Below are 16,008 nucleotides of genomic sequence, written 5' to 3' on the forward strand. Positions count from 1 at the left end.
TCCTTAATCCTCAAGCTTTATTGTGGCTGGATCAAGAATTTCGTTTTTAAATTTAATCGCTTCTATTTTTCGCTCTAGCGCTTTGTTCTCTTCTAGTAAAACCGACTGTTTGGTCTTTAAATCCTGTATATCTCTACTTATATAATAAATTTCATTTCTTATATAAATCGTAGGCACAGTTAGCACGATAATCGCCGCCATAAAAACATAGGCTAAAATCAGGTTATAAAAGGATAAATTTACCTCTTTATGTAAAGAAAGCTCATAATCATCTAAAATTTCGCTTTTTTCTATCATCTATCTATCTCAAAAATTCTTAATTTTGCGCATTTGCTTCGCGAGTTTTTACTAACTTCTTTGCTTGAAGCTGTTAGTGCCTTTTTGGTTAAAACCTTGCCTATAGCGTGGTTTCCTCCACACTCACACTTCATAACAAAATCAGGGCAAACGCACTCTTTGCTCCACTCTTTAAAAGCTTGTTTTACAAGCCTATCTTCTAGGGAGTGAAATGTTATTATAGCAATTCGCGCATTTTTTAAATTTAAATTTTTTATGCTTGTTAGTAAATTTTTAAGCTCATCTAACTCTTTGTTTACTTCGATTCTAATAGCTTGAAACACAAGCGTTGCCTTTGCTACGCCCTTGCCTCTTATGGGATTTAAACCAACTAAATTTGCTAACTCTTTTGCGCTTGTTATCTCTTTTGTTTGTCTAAACTCAACTATCTTTTGAGCTAAATTTCTTGCATCGCTAAGCTCTCCAAATTCAGAAAAAATCCTTGTTAGCTCATCTAAAGTATATGAATTTACTACGAATTTTGCATCTAAGATTTGGGTTTGATCCATTCTCATATCTAAAGTTTCGCTTTTAACAGAAAATCCACGCTCATTTTTATCAAGATGAAGCGATGAAACACCGATATCAGCGAGAATTCCTCGTATATTTTCATGCCCTATTTGTTTAATTAAATTTGAAAATGTACTTCTGTGGATTTCAACTCTATCTTTAAATTTAGCAAGCCGTTTTGAAGAGTAATCAATCGCTTCTATATCTCTATCGCAAGCAATTATTTTTATATTTTTATTTGCTTCTAAAATCGCCTCACTATGCCCGCCATATCCTAGCGTACAGTCTATGATAACGCCGTTATCTATATCTTTAAAAGCATCTATCACTTCATCAAGCAAAACTGGCGTATGAATCTCTTGCAACTTAACCTCACATTTTTAAATTTCTTAGTATAATATCACAAAAATATTTAAAAAGGTTAAATTTAGTGGATCTTCAAATTTCAATAGAGTTGCTACAAAAACTCTCTTTATCGATGTTTAGAAAAAGCTTTTTTGGAATTTTTCACGGCTCAATTTCAGCAAAAATCGCTTCAAATAAATTTATTATCAACAAAAAAAATGCTATTTTTGATGACTTGAAAAAAGAGGATTTTGTGCTTTTATATGATAAAAAAGATTATAGGTGGAATGACGCAAGTATTGATAGTGATATACATTTGCATATTTATCAAACTATTTTTGAAGCCAAATATGCAGTTTTTGCCATGCCTCCTCACACTGTTAGCTACTCTTTAAACCACGATTATATCATACCAAAAGACTATTTTGGGTATAAAAAATTTGAAAAGATTAAAATTTATGATCCAAAAAATTTCGATGATTGGTATGAAAGAGCTCCTTATGAAATTTGCAAATACCTTCAAGAGCAGAAAAAAAACTTTATCATCATACGAGGATACGGCGTTGTAGCCTATCACAGAACGCTTCAAAACCTTGCAAAAGATATAGCTCTTCTTGATAATAGCTGTAAAATTTTGCAGTATGAGAAAATTTACAATTAAATTAAATATTTTTTATAACAACTCTATTTTTACTAACAAATCTGTTAGTAAAATTTCTAAAAAAGCGCGATTATAACTTCGATTTTAAGGTAATTTAAGTTTAAATTCAGTAGAATTAAGGAATTTGTTAGTTAGTAAAAGGAAATTTATGATTAATTGGATGCAAAAGCATAAAAAGTATCTCATCCCAACCATTTGGGTAAGCACTATCGCATTTGTTGGCGCTGGTTTTGTTGGATGGGGTCAGTTTGATATGAACAGAGATAGATCAACTTCTGTTGCAAAGGTCGGTGATATGACTGTTTCGTATCAAGAATTTCAACAAAAGTATAATAATCTATATAATTATTACAACAACATCCTAGAAGGAAAAATGACTCAAGAAGAGGCAGATAAGCTACATTTAGATCAAGTTGCTTTAGTAACTGCCATAAGAGAAGCGATGAAACTAAACTATGCTAAAGATTTAGGCATAGGAGCTAGCGATGAGGATATATTAAAACACCTTATCGGCTTGCCGGAATTTCAACGAGATGGTAAATTTGATAAAGATTTATATATAAGCTCTTTGCAAAGAGTAGGCATGAAACCTGCTGATTTTGAAAAAAGCCTTAAAAATAACGTTATTTTAAACAAACTAGATAGCGCTTTAGACTTAACCGCTTCAAAAAAAGATATCGACGCTTTATCGGCTGCTTTTTTTATGCAAGATAGGCTATCTTTAGGCGTTATCAAGATGGATTTTAGCGATATAAATGCTACTTCAGATGAGATAAAAAAATTCTGGGAAGATACAAAAGATGACTATAAAACAGTTACTAGCTATGAACTTGAAACTCTTTTTATATCTCCAGACGTGACTATAGATAGCGCGGCTTTGATGGATTTTTGGGAGAAACACAAAACTTCATATATAGATAGCAACGATAAAGTAAAAGAGTTTGAAGCTGCAAAAGAAGAAGCTGCAAAAGACTTCAAACTAGAACTAACTAAAACAACAGCGCTTAAAAAGTATCTTGCGCTCAAAAAAGGTGAAATTTCAACTAACGATAAACTAACAGTTAGTCAAAACGATGAGTTTCCATTAGATGAGATACAACATCAAAAAGTTGGCGAATTTATCAAACCTTTTGAGTATAAAGATGGGTATTTAATAGTCAAAATTGATAAAGTAAATCCACCAAAAACTATGACTTTTGAACAAGCACAATCTCAAGTAAAAGAAATTTTTAAGGGCGTAAAAGCAAAAGATGAGCTAGAAAAACTAGCTAAAAAAGCTTTAGAGAATTTCTCTGGCGAAGATATCGGCTATGTATCAAGAGATACAAGAATGAGCTATAAAGACTTAAACGAAAACGAATTTAGTCAGTTTTTAAGCCAGCTATTTGATAGATCTAGTAGCAACAAAGGATATATCATAGTAGGAAATAAAGCTGTTTTATACGATATAACAGATCAAAAACTTGATAATCCTGAAAAAGAGGAGCAGTTTAAAACTGTTTTATCGCAAGAAGTAGCAAATATAAAAAACACAGAGTTAGAGCAGGATTTACTAAATTCGCTTGAAAAAAGATATAAGATAGAACAATACTATAAAGGTAATAATATTGAATAACTATATATTAGGTCTTGATATTGGCTCAGTCGATGTATCGGCAGCTATTGCAAAAGTTACAGACAAACACTTTTCTATTTGTGGTATAGGCAAATCAAAAACCTCAGGCATAAGAAAAGGTAGTATTACTAACATAGAGCGAGCAGCAAAATCCATCAGCGATGCTATATTAGAGGCTACTAAAAGTGCTGGCACAAAACCAGATAAAGTTATAGTATCTATTTCTGGTTCATATACAAAAAGCGTTAAATCTCAAGGTATAGTTAGTGTTTCAAATCAAGAAATAACTTTAAACGAAATAAAACGCGCTATGCAGTTAGCTAAAGAAAATGCTGTTTATAGCAAAGATCAAATCATCTTACATGTGTTACCATACGATTTTAAAGTAGACGGGCAAGAGCATATAGAAGACCCTATAGGAATGAGCGGCTCGCGACTTGAAGTTTGCACACACGTTATAACCGCAAATGAAAATTCTATCAAAAATTTAATCAAATCAGTAGAAATAGCTGGACTAAAGATAGATAATATGGTCTTATCTGGCTACGCATCTGCGATTTCTACATTAAATAAAGATGAAAAAGAGTTAGGAGTGGCGCTTATCGATATGGGTGGCGCAACTTGCGATATAGTGGTTCATCTTGGAAATTCGCTTAGATACAACGATGTGCTACCGATAGGCTCTTCAAGTATAACAAACGATTTATCACACGCTGTCAATACACCTTTAGCAGATGCAGAAGAGTTAAAACTAAATTATGAAAAGCTAATTTCAGAAAACACAAGAGAGCTAGAAGTTAAGACTATGGGCGAGACTAGCGCAACACATACTATAAGCTTAGATATTATAACAAATGTTATCTACGCGCGCATAGAAGAGACTTTAATGCTTCTTGCAAATAAACTAGAAGATAGTAGATATATAGATCAACTAGGCGCAGGAGTTGTCTTAACTGGCGGTATGGCAAAGCTAGATGATATAAGAAATTTAACCACAGCTATATTTGATAACATACCAGTTAGGGTTGCTAAGCCAAAAAAAGTAGCTGGATTATATGAAATTTCAGATGACCCAGCTAATGCTTGCGTGGTTGGGCTTTGCTTGTATGGCGCTGGCGAATTTACGCCTTACGAACTTGACTCAAAAGGCGAACTAAAATATGAAGATAAAAATTTAATAGACAATCAAAGGATTGAGTATATAAACTCTTATCAAGAAGAGGCGCAAACTGATAGTATAAATCAATCTGCACAAGAAAAGATTGAAGATAATACATCAGTGAAGCTTTCTACCGTTTCTAACAAAAGTGGCGAACCAAATTCGCTTAAGAAGCTATGGAACAGATTAATACAACTATTTTAACAAGGGGAAGATATGAGAGGTTTTAGCGTGGAGGAGAACAGAGGCGTTTATGGCGCACAAATGAAAGTTATCGGCGTTGGCGGCGGCGGCGGAAATATGATAAATCATATGATAAGAGAGGGATTTAACCGTATCGATCTTATCGTCGCGAACACAGACTCTCAAGCACTTGATAAATCACTAGCAAAGACAAAAATTCAACTAGGAGAGAACAAAACCAAAGGCTTAGGCGCAGGTATGGTTCCAGAAGTTGGCAAAGAAGCCGCTGAAGAGAGTTATGATGTCATAAAAGATGCCTTAGAATACTCTGATATCGTTTTTGTAGCCTCTGGTCTTGGTGGTGGAACTGGAACAGGCGCAGCACCAGTTGTAGCAAAAGCAGCCAAAGAAAACAAAGCCTTAACAATCGGCGTTGTAACAACTCCATTTAGTTTTGAAGGCAAAAAGAGATTTTCCCTTGCTCAAGCAGGCATAGAAGAGCTTAAAAAAGAGTGCGACTCGATACTAGTGATACCAAACCAAAAGCTACTTAGCTTAATCGACAAAAAAGCCGGCTTAAAAGAGAGCTTTAAAATGGTCGATGATGTCTTGGCAAGAGCGGTAAATGGCATGACTTCTATCATACTTGATTCTGGCGATAGTGATATAAACCTTGATTTCTCAGATGTTAAAAAAATTATGTCTCACAGAGGGCTAGCGCTTATGGGCGTTGGTGTTAGTGAGGGCGAAGACGCAGCAAAAGAGGCAGTTCAAGATGCTATCCAGTCGCCATTGCTTGATGATATGTCGATTAACGGTGCAATGGGTGTTTTAATCCACTTTAGAATTCATCCATCTTGCTCTTTACTTGAGATTGGTGAAGCAGTTAGTATCATAGAAGAAGCAGCTCATGATAGCGCTGATATCATCTTTGGTACGACTTCTGATGAAAATGTAGAAAACAATAGAGTTGAAGTTACACTCATAGCAACTGGATTTGAATCAACCTATAAAACTCAAAATGAGCCCATGATAGCCGATGTTCAAGAGATAAAAAGACCATATATAAATAACAGACAGCGCATACTTGAAAAAGTAAGCGGCGGCGATGATATATACGAAGAGCTTGAAAAAAAGCCATCATATCTTAGAAACAAAATGGACTAAATTTAAAAACCCCTTATAAAAAGGATGCTATTTAGGCATCCTTTTGTTATCATCTAAAACAAAACTATCAAATTTTTCTTTATAAAATCTCATATAATTTGTAGTTAAATTTAGAACTGTTAGCCAAACTATTCGATTATTTTACCGCTAAAATGTCCCAAAACTTTATCATCATATCAACTTCTAGCATAATTCATCTCTATTTATCTTTAAAAAACCACAACCTTAAAGTTTATAGACTCATCGCCATTATAAAGAGCGCCTATCTTCAAGTATATGGCTCTTTTAAAAACGTCTTTGCAAAAATCTCTTGTGTTTTTTGTTTTATTTTAAAGTATATACTCATCTAATTCTATATTTCGTATCCAAAGCTTATTTATCCCTTAAACTCTTTTTTTGGTATCAATACAACAGCTTTGCTAAACTAAGCCATCTTTTGACTCTGTATGTAAGGATATGAGTTTTTACTATCTAAGTAAATCTTTTGAATTATTATCAAATTTATCACCAAACAACTCAAGTCTTAAGCACAAAAATGCGGACTTTTTATAAGATAAAAAGTGTGGTTGTTTTCCGCATAATATCTCTTAAAGAGATTTTAAAATAACAACAAAAATTTAAAATGTATAGTTTAAAAAGCGGTAAAAGTAGAATTTAGCATAATCCGCCCCTATTTTGAGGCGGAATTTAAACGGTATTAAAACTTAAGTTTTTCTTTAACATGCGCCTCCGCCATCTCAATACTCCAAGCAGGCTCCCATACAAGATCTATCTCGCACTCATCTATACCATCAACTCTCATGCTAGCGTCCTTTACCCACGAGAGTATAAGCTCATGAAGTGGGCAAGACTTCGTAGAAAGAGTCATAGTAACAACTGCTTTTTTACCTTCAACTTTAACGTTATAAATCAAGCCCAAACTAACGATATCAAACCCTACTTCAGGATCTATTACAGTTCTAATCTCTTTATAAATTTCATCAACTTTGTTCATTTTTCACTCCAAATTTAATATATTTAAAAATATTTATCATATTTACCAGTACAAGCAAAACACTCATGCCAACCAAACCAAGCCCGACAATCTTAAGTCCAAACACATAGACCAAAACTCCAGCTACATTTAACCAAAGCGCAATATATGCTAGTTTTTTAAGTATCATATCCTCAAGCATCGGAACTTTTGTCTTGCCAACAAACGGCGCTATATAGTGATACCATATCAAAAATGGCACTATTTTATACATATGAGCAACTATAAAAGCGTATAAAAACCCAAAGCACAACAAAAACAGCGCCTCGCCAACTTTTCCAAACGCGAAAAACACAGCGCCGATAAGTAACGCAAAAAAGGCAAAAACTATATTTAAATTCCAGTATTCCCACGCTTTTCTAACTCTGTTTTTAAGTATTAAAGCTACTTGAGATATAAAGGCTAAAAAGCTTATCGCAAATAGCATATAAGCTAAGTTTAAATTTATAAATAGCATAACTAAAATCAAAACATAAACTATCAAAGCTACCTTATAAAGAGTAAATTTAACCTTATGCGATAGCGCAAACATCGGTATCAGCACACTTGAAGCGCCAAGTATAATTAAGTAAATAAAACCTAAAACAAAATATACATGCAGCTTTAAAAAAAGCTCAAAGTCCAAGCTAAGGCTTCCGCTAACTATCAAAAGTAAGCAAAATCCTAAAACTATGCCAACTAGCAAGTAAATTCCAGCCAAAAGAAGCGCATAAAAAGCGTAAGTTCTAACCTTAGCATTTAAAAAGCTAAGCAGATAAGTTGTGCAAAAGTATAAAAAGCTAAGAAAAAGCACCCCGCCACCAGCGTGCATAAAGACTAAATTTCCGCTTAACATACCATAACTTAAAGCACTCGCAGATATAAAATATATAGCTAAATTTAGCAAAGAAAATTTGATAGTAAAAAACTCTTTTTCAAGTATGACCGAAGTTAACTGATACAAAGCAGCTATGATAATGCTCATTACAAAACCGGTTAAAAATATATGGAAAAATGACGCTGTTTGAAGAGATGCTGGCGCGTTAAAATCTGCAAAAACAAACCAAAAAACGCTTAAAAGTAAAAAAACAAGTCCTACTAAAAAATACCCGCCGATTAGCTTAAACGGCGGGGCAAAGGTGTTAAGTAGCATAACTTATCCGTGACAAACTTGGTTCGTGTCATAGGCTTGTAAAACCGCTCCATCTTTAAGGCTAAATTCGATTTTAACCGCACCATTATCAAGATCAGTTCTTAAATAGTCAAACTTATCCTCGATTTTCGGTATAAGTCCGGCAGGAAATTTATGATTTATCATCACGACTTTGGTGTTTTTATCTTTTACTAAATTTAGTGCAAACATCGCATTTACCATAGGTCCTGGAGGTGTGCAAGATGTTGTTTCAAAACCGATGTATTCACTACTTTCATCTGCTTTTTTATAAAACGGCACACTCGCGCCATCTACACTAAACTCTTCCCAGTTTTTAAAATTTAAGTTCATCTCTATCTCCTAATTTAATTTTATAGACCAATTATACATACAAATTTTTTTATAAATCTTGATTTGTATCAAAAAAATAATATTTTTATCACACTCGCTAAATTATTAAAATTTATTCTATAAGCGTAGCTAAAATTCGCTCTTGTTTATATACGTTATCTACATATTTACCGCCTATTTTTTTATCACAAGTTATAATTTTTAAAAAATTTAAAGGATTGTTATGAAAAACTATGATTTAGTAGTTATTGGATTTGGTAAGGCTGGAAAAACTCTAGCTTCAAAGTTTGGCGCACTTGGCAAAAAAGTCGCAGTTATAGAAAAATCGCCTCAAATGTATGGCGGAACTTGTATAAACATCGGCTGTATCCCAACTAAAAAGATGGTCGAACAGTCAAAATTCGCTAAATTTCACAGCGATAAAATGGCATATTACGCAGAGTCTGTTGCAAACAAAAATGCTCTTATAAAGGCACTTCGCGCTAAAAATTACGCTATGCTAGATGATAATGCTAACATTGATGTAATCGATGGCGTTGGTTCATTTCTTAGCGAAAAAGAAGTTAAAATCACAAAAAACGATGGCACAACTCAAGTAGTTTGCGCCCCAAATATCATCATAAACACAGGCTCGGTTGAGCAAAAACCAAACTGCCTTATAAGCTCAAATTTAGTCTACTCAAGCACACAAATCTTAGAGCTAACAACTCTTCCAAAACATCTTGTAGTTCTTGGAATGGGCTATATCGCACTCGAGTTTGCATCGCTTTTTGCAAATTTTGGTTCTAAAGTTACAATTGTCGCTAGAAAGAGTGATTTTATGCCAAAAGAAGATGAAGATGTCGCAGCTAGCGTGCTTAGCTCGCTTCAAAAACAAGGTATTGAAGTGATTTTAAGTGCAAATTTAAAAGAAATCGTTGGCGAAAAACTTACTTTTGAAAGCGCTGGCAAACTTCATACTATAGAGGCTGATGCGTTTTTAGCAGCGACTGGTCGAGTGGCAAATACCGCTGATTTAGCACTTCAAAACGCTGGAGTAAAAACTGATAAGCGTGGCAATATCATCACAAATGAATTTTTGCAAACCACAGCCGCACACATCTACGCCGTTGGCGATGTTAAGGGTGGCGAACTGTTTACTTACATCTCGCTTGATGACTATCGCATCGTATTTTCGCACCTTTGCGGCGATTCTTCACGCACGATTAACAACCGCGCAACTCACGCTTCAAGCTTGTTTTTGAACACACCTCTTTCAAGCGTTGGGCTTAAAGAAAAAGAAGCGGCTGCAAAAGGCTATGAAATAAAAGTTGCCAAACTTGCCCTATCAGGCGTGCCACGAGCAAAAATTCTATCTCATGATGATGGCTTTTTAAAAGCGATAATCGATGCTAAAAGTGGCAAAATTTTAGGCGCGGCATTTCATAGCGTTGATTCTAGCGAGATAATAAATCAAATCGCCATAGCAATGGAACTTGGTGCTACATACAAGGTATTTCAAAACCAAATTTTCACTCACCCAAGCATAAGCGAAGCGCTAAACGATCTTTTTGGTCAGTTTTAACGCATAAATTAAACAGAGCTTTTTATAAAATTTATCTATAAAATTGCTCTGTTTTTAAGTGAAATTTAACTAAATTTAGTCTTTGTTTTAAAATTAAATTTGACAAATTTAATCAATGGCTTTTTAGTTGACGTAAATTTGATAATTATAATCGGCGCGCAAAAGGCATTTGTTTTAAACAATGACTTAGCGAATTTGCTTTGATTTTCTTGCTTGAATACTTTGCTAGGTTTTGGCTTTCGTTTTTTAAGAGCAAAAACTCTTGGTGAGCGCTTAATTTGTTAATTACTATTATAATATTTTATAATGTTTTATACCACAGTTTTGTTTTTGCAGTTCTTTCTTGTGTGAGAATTTTAGTCTAAGCTATGTTCAAGCTTAGACTAAATTTTAAATTATTATATATTTAATGCTTTATTTAAGCTTATGCTAAATTCATTTTCATCTGATTGATTATAAAAAGGCAACGCTGTGATTAGGTATTCATCAGTATTAATCTTTAAACTATTTTTTTTATCTGCTATGACATGTAAAAAATCCTCTTTCCATTTATCATAATCCTTCAAGTGCAACCCTTTTGGCTCTATGAAAACCTGATATGTCAAAGAGTCGTTTTTATCTTTTTTTTTGCAAAACAACAAAAAATCAGGCTCAAACGTTCGTCCTAATCTATCATAAATTCTAACAACTCTTTCATTTCTAATCAAATAAATATCATCAAATTTTTTCTTTAAACCATTAAATCTTCTAGCAAAAAGCTCAACAAAATTCTTTTCTTCAGTAGTGCCAAAATTTGCGTCATAAGCATACCAAGGTTTATCTTTTATAAATTCTTCTTGACCATTTATTCTTTCATTATTTTTGTTTATTTTTAATTTTTTATCTATAAAAACCTTGCTTATAAGTGCTTTTTCATACTCACTAGAACCTTCAAATTTACTCAAATTTGCATTTATATCAGACTCAACTTCACTTAAAAGCTTAATTATCGCATTTAAATATTCATTATTTTTAATCTTTTCTTTGTGTATATTAATTCCGCTAAACGTGATTTCTAATCCTCCCAAATACTCATCATTTTGTATAAATTCTAAAATAGAGCTTAAATTTGGAAAAAATTTAGTGAGATTATCATGATAAAAAAATGGGTTTTTACTTAGAGCAAATCGAACTATATGCAGAGGAATTTCTTTTAAACCTACATCGATTTTAGATAAATTTGACTGCTCTTTTTGATAATTTTTCTCATCGAAAACAGCTGCAACCTTGCCGTATTCCGAACTTATCTTGAATGTGAAATTTCTTTTTTTAACATCTAAATCGGCAAAAGATTTAACATTATCATAGCTTTTTTCAATTTTTTTATTAAAAAATACAAAGGCTTTTTTATAAAACAGACTTTGTTTGAAGTCCATTTTCAACTTAAGCTCTTTGATTTGCATATCTTCTTCGTCTTCATAAATCCCACTACTAACTAGAGCTGTTTTTAACTCTGAAATATACCTACTTTCATCTTTAGCATGGTAATAAAGTTCTTCTAAAATTTTCAAATCACTATCTATATCATTATCATATTTACGCTTAAATTTATTTTCTTTGACATCTAAACTAAAAGGAAAATACCTCGCCCCTCGTCCTATAAGCTGAGCCTCACTAAGTGTTGTGTTGCCTATTCTGTCTTTATTTGCACCGCCTGTATTTTGACCTTCATAAAGTCTTACTATATCAAAAAGATTTAACACATCCCAGCCTTCATTTAACTTTTGAACTGAAAAAATAGCCCGTATAGGGTTGTTTTCATCTTCAAGCGTGTTGAGTAAAATTTGATTTTTCTCAGCTTCTTCATCATTGTTCGCACTTAAGCAGTTTTCAAACTTAAAATTTGATTTTATTCGTTTTGAAATTTCACTACTTGAAATTTGCTTTTTATCAAAAAATTTAAATGCTTTTTCTATGATTTCTATCTTATTTTGTTTTCTAAATTTATCTACTACTTTAAAGTCAAATTCATCGATAAGATTATGAAATTTTTCTTTATTATCTTGAGATTCTTTTATTGTGCTTTTGGCTTTAAATAACACAACCGGCTTTAAATTTATCCCATTCATAGTCGCAATCTCTGCTCTATATAAATTTAAAATCAAAGCTTGAATTATCCGCTCTTTTTCATCATAATTACTTTTAAAAAGATGAATTTCTTTAGAGTAACCATCAAGACGAAATTCTTTTAAATCATATTTATAAAGCACTTTATCAAGATATTTATTTTTTATATTTTCATTACTAAAATCCATAGTTGCGGTAAATTCAAGCATAATGTTTTCATAATTTGATTTATGAATTTTTTCTACTGTATTTTCCCAGCTTGGTATCAATTCATCAAAAGTTTTTTGTTTTGATTTAGTAGTTGCATTGATATGATGAGCCTCATCAGCTATCAAAACTATCTTTTTATTTTCAAAATCCTCATAAGTTATGCTATTTTCCTTTATATTGTTTAAATCCACATGAAGCCCTTGAATGGTTGTAAATTTGATATTTATATTATCCATATCACTTCCATCAAAATTTTCAATATCTTTTATAAAAATTTCTTTGTTATTTATAATAATTTTATCTTTAAAAAGATATTTCGAAGCAAATTGATTTAAAAAGTTATCCTTTGTTTTTTGGATAATATTAGTACTATTTACAAAAAATAGAAAATTTCTATAACCTTTTTCATATAAATATAAAATTATCCCCGCCATTACAAGAGTTTTGCCGCTTCCTGTTGCCATGTTAAAAAGTAGATGAACTGGTCTTTTTAAAGTTTGTTTCTTAGAAACATTAAAACCTTTTTTATATAAATACACATATCTTTTAAAAGCCTTTGTTTGATACTCTCTAATGCTAAATTTTAGATTATCTCCTATGCACTTTGGTAATTCAATCTCTGATATCAACTCATCAACAATATCGTTATTTAGACTTTCATATAAAAACTTGTCTGTCATTTTTAACCCTCATAAGTTTTATAAAAAGCTTTTGTAATCTCTTTTTCTTCATCACTACATTCAAACTCTTTGTCGTTTAATGAGCTTAAATTTACATAAAGCTGATTTTTATCTAAAATTTCACACAAATGCCTTTTTTGTTCATCCAAACTTAGTTTTTTAAACTCTACTGAATTCTCATCTTGTGCCTTAATATCAAGATTGTAATTTATAAACGACTTTTCTTTTATGTTTTGCCAAATCTCTAAAATATCATCTTTTGTTTTGGCTTTTTGGATACATTCTATGAAATTTTCATTATATTTTTTAAGTTCAAGATAGATGAAGTTTCCACCACCTTTCCATTTAACTGCTTTGCTAATGCCACCTTGTTCGCCTTCAATAACCTTTTTAAGTCTTTCTACCGCGATAGTTTCTATATAATCCATCTGTTCTATACCGATATATTGGCGATTCATCTTATGAGCAACTGTTGCAGTTGTTCCACTGCCAAGGTGAAAATCTAAGACGATGTCACTAGGTTGGGTGGCAATTTCAATAATTTCTTTAATTAATTCCTCTGGTTTTGGAGTATCAAACTCTTCTCTGTTAAAACCCAAAGCAGATAGATGATTTTTTGCAGATTTTAAGCTTCCACAATCTAACAATAAATTATTTTTTCTTTTATTGTCACCCAAAGAATAATCTTCTCGATATTTTTTTATATAAAATTTGTCATTAACAATAGTAAATTTTGATTGATTTATTATATCTTTTATAACAACTTCTCCATAAGTCCACCTCTTTCCGATAGGTGGTGTAAACTTACCTTTAGATGTATTGATTTCAAATTTCATACTTTCTCTCTTATAATCTCCTTCATCTGTTTTTAAAGGTAGTTCTAAATTATAATCTCCATGTTCATCAGTATATTTATATTCTCTTTTATAATATTCTATAATAGCTTTTATAGTATCGCTATTTTTTGCATAAAATAAAATACTTTCAGTTATAGTTCCCAAAGCTCCATCTGTATTGCTAGGGTTTCCTTTCTTTTTCCATGTTATTATAGAAATATAATTTTTCCTGCCAAAAATTTCATCAAGCAACACTTGCAAATATCCAATTTCTGGCGATTCTTTGATTGAACTAGATGTATTTGAAATTTGAACAAAAATCACACCATCATTTCTTAAAAGCTGTTTCGCTACTTCAAGGCGATTTTTCATAAATGTTAGCCAAGTAGCATGATTAAAGTTATCATTATATTTAAAGCTATCATTTCCCGTGTTATAAGGAGGATCTATATAGATGAGTTTTACTCGGTTTGCGAATTCTTTTTTAAGTGAGTGTAGAACTAAAAGGTTGTTGCCTTTTATGATTAGGTTATCAGTTATTACGCCATTTTTATTGCGATTAAATTTTCGGGGGGGGGTTGCGCCATAGCAATTATAGTTTGTGAGAACTTTTGAATCAAAAAGCTGAGTTATTTCATCACGAGCCAAAATTTCGTTAAAAAATATCTCATCTTTCTTCATCTCATCTCTGCTTGCACCACCTTCTAAAACACAATCTTTATAAGGCCAAATTAAGCTAACATCGTTTTGTTGGTTTAAAAATTTATTATTAATTGTTAAACCAATTTTGTTTTTAAATTTTGTATAGCTGTCGTCTAAATACTTTTTAGCCTCCAAAAATTGTATAAAATAATCTTGTTTAAAAACAAAAACATTATCAACTTTTACAAAGAACTCATTTTTTAACTCATCATTTTTAAGCAGTATTTCAAGTAGTTCCTTATCGTAGATTCTAGCTTTATCTATGACAACCCATTTTTTAAAATCATTTTCATCGCTTACAAAATTTGGTTCATTTTTAAGCTCGCTTATTAGTGTTTCGTAAATTTTCACGTATTTACTCCTTTTAAAATTTGCCATCATTATACCAAATTTAGCAACAAATCAAAAAAGATAAATTTCTATGCCAAATTTAAATTTAGCTAATATCTACACTTTACTTCACATACGGTATAAATTCACTGTATCCTTTCTTGACCATCTTTTCAAGCGGGATAAACTCTAAGCTAGCTCCATTTATGCAGTATCTTAGCCCACCTTTTTCTCTCAAACCGTCACTAAAAACATGTCCTAAATGGCTTCCTCCTAGCTTTGAAGTCACTTCAATTCGGCTCATTGCGTGGCTAAAATCATCATGATAGTTTAACGCATCAGTCGTTATCGGCTTAGTAAAACTTGGCCATCCACACCCAGCGTCATACTTGTCTGATGAACTAAAAAGTGGCTTTTTAGTGACGATATCAACGTAAATTCCACGCTCATTAAACTTATCATACTCGCTACTATATGCTCTTTCGGTTGCCTTTTCTTGCGTGACTTTATACTCTAGCTCGCTTAAATTTTTGCGCAAGACCTCATCGCTTGGCTTGCTAAATTTAGCTTCATCATATAGCGGCTTACTAGCTAAACTCAAATCCACATGACAATATCCACTTGGATTTTTACCCAAATAGTCTTGATGATACTCTTCGGCTACGACATAGTTTTGCAAAGGCGCTATTTCAACGGCGATTTTTTCTTTATACTTTGCTTGTTCGGCGTTAAAACTTGCTTTGATTTGCGCTATCAACTTCTCATCTATATAGTAAATCCCTGTGCGATACTGTCTTCCGATATCGTTGCCTTGGCGGTTTATCGAAAGCGGATCGATAATGCGAAAATAGTGAGCCAAAATTTCAGCCAAACTAACAACATTTTCATCAAATTTAACTCGCACAACTTCGGCATGGTCGGTTTTTCCTATCTGATAGTAACTTGTGTTTTGCGTTGTGCCATTTGCGTATCCAACCTCAGTTTCTACTACGCCTTTTATACGTTTAAAATACCCCTCACTTCCCCAAAAACATCCCCCACCAAGGTAAATTTCAACCAAATTTTGCATATAATCTCCTTTTGCTTTG

The 16,008-nt window shown here is 32.5% G+C and carries 13 protein-coding genes; 5 read left to right on the forward strand and 8 right to left on the reverse strand.

Going from position 1 to position 16,008, the window contains the following annotated elements; translation table 11 throughout:
• Window positions 1–3: 3 nt before the first annotated feature.
• Together CGEO_RS06235 and rsmH are read right to left on the reverse strand one after the other, a co-directional pair.
• Complete coding sequence (locus CGEO_RS06235; protein ID WP_075494377.1) at window positions 4–297, reverse strand: hypothetical protein; 294 nt, start codon at window positions 295–297, stop codon at window positions 4–6.
• Complete coding sequence (rsmH, locus tag CGEO_RS06240; protein ID WP_075531623.1) at window positions 294–1,211, reverse strand: 16S rRNA (cytosine(1402)-N(4))-methyltransferase RsmH; 918 nt, start codon at window positions 1,209–1,211, stop codon at window positions 294–296. Before rsmH ends, CGEO_RS06235 begins: the two co-directional genes overlap by 4 nt.
• A gap of 65 nt (window positions 1,212–1,276) precedes the next feature.
• On the opposite strand from rsmH, the gene CGEO_RS06245 reads away from it, so the two are divergent.
• The 4 genes from CGEO_RS06245 to ftsZ all read left to right on the forward strand — a co-directional run bounded on the left by CGEO_RS06245 (window position 1,277) and on the right by ftsZ (window position 5,976).
• On the forward strand, window positions 1,277–1,852 hold the full coding sequence (locus CGEO_RS06245; RefSeq protein WP_075540376.1) for a class II aldolase and adducin N-terminal domain-containing protein: 576 nt from the start codon (window positions 1,277–1,279) through the stop codon (window positions 1,850–1,852).
• Window positions 1,853–2,000: 148 nt separating this feature from the next.
• Window positions 2,001–3,467, forward strand: coding sequence for a peptidylprolyl isomerase (locus CGEO_RS06250; protein WP_075531624.1), 1,467 nt, complete (start codon window positions 2,001–2,003; stop codon window positions 3,465–3,467).
• Window positions 3,460–4,830, forward strand: a complete 1,371-nt coding sequence (gene ftsA / locus CGEO_RS06255; RefSeq protein WP_075494373.1) for a cell division protein FtsA — start codon at window positions 3,460–3,462, stop codon at window positions 4,828–4,830. The genes CGEO_RS06250 and ftsA overlap by 8 nt, the downstream gene beginning before the upstream one ends.
• A 12-nt stretch (window positions 4,831–4,842) precedes the next feature.
• Complete coding sequence (ftsZ, locus tag CGEO_RS06260; RefSeq protein ID WP_075494372.1) at window positions 4,843–5,976, forward strand: cell division protein FtsZ; 1,134 nt, start codon at window positions 4,843–4,845, stop codon at window positions 5,974–5,976.
• A gap of 697 nt (window positions 5,977–6,673) precedes the next feature.
• Here ftsZ and CGEO_RS06265 read toward each other — a convergent pair.
• From CGEO_RS06265 to CGEO_RS06275, 3 genes are read right to left on the reverse strand one after another with little or no spacing between them, the layout of a single operon-like run.
• Complete coding sequence (locus tag CGEO_RS06265; protein WP_075494371.1) at window positions 6,674–6,970, reverse strand: metal-sulfur cluster assembly factor; 297 nt, start codon at window positions 6,968–6,970, stop codon at window positions 6,674–6,676.
• Window positions 6,957–8,141, reverse strand: coding sequence for a peptidase M50 (locus CGEO_RS06270; protein ID WP_075540377.1), 1,185 nt, complete (start codon window positions 8,139–8,141; stop codon window positions 6,957–6,959). The genes CGEO_RS06265 and CGEO_RS06270 overlap by 14 nt, the downstream gene beginning before the upstream one ends.
• Before the next feature lie 3 nt (window positions 8,142–8,144).
• Window positions 8,145–8,492 (reverse strand): hypothetical protein, encoded by a 348-nt coding sequence (locus CGEO_RS06275; protein ID WP_075494369.1) that lies wholly within the window; start codon window positions 8,490–8,492, stop codon window positions 8,145–8,147.
• A gap of 223 nt (window positions 8,493–8,715) precedes the next feature.
• Here CGEO_RS06275 and CGEO_RS06280 point away from each other — a divergent pair, with 223 nt between their 5' ends.
• A complete protein-coding gene (locus CGEO_RS06280; protein WP_075540378.1) occupies window positions 8,716–10,056 on the forward strand; it encodes an FAD-dependent oxidoreductase in 1,341 nt (446 codons plus the stop codon).
• Between the two features lie 398 nt (window positions 10,057–10,454).
• On the opposite strand, the gene CGEO_RS06285 is transcribed toward CGEO_RS06280, so the two are convergent.
• The 3 genes from CGEO_RS06285 to msrB form a co-directional block, all read right to left on the reverse strand.
• Window positions 10,455–13,052: a DEAD/DEAH box helicase family protein gene (locus CGEO_RS06285; protein ID WP_075540379.1), complete on the reverse strand. Its 2,598-nt coding sequence runs from the start codon at window positions 13,050–13,052 to the stop codon at window positions 10,455–10,457.
• A gap of 2 nt (window positions 13,053–13,054) precedes the next feature.
• Window positions 13,055–14,941, reverse strand: coding sequence for a DNA methyltransferase (locus tag CGEO_RS06290; protein WP_172658116.1), 1,887 nt, complete (start codon window positions 14,939–14,941; stop codon window positions 13,055–13,057).
• A gap of 103 nt (window positions 14,942–15,044) precedes the next feature.
• Entirely contained in the window at window positions 15,045–15,989 is a 945-nt protein-coding gene (msrB, locus tag CGEO_RS06295; protein WP_106381580.1) for a peptide-methionine (R)-S-oxide reductase MsrB, read from the reverse strand.
• Window positions 15,990–16,008: the final 19 nt, after the last annotated feature.

It is taken from the genome of Campylobacter geochelonis, from assembly GCF_013201685.1.
GTDB classification, from domain to species: domain Bacteria; phylum Campylobacterota; class Campylobacteria; order Campylobacterales; family Campylobacteraceae; genus Campylobacter_B; species Campylobacter_B geochelonis.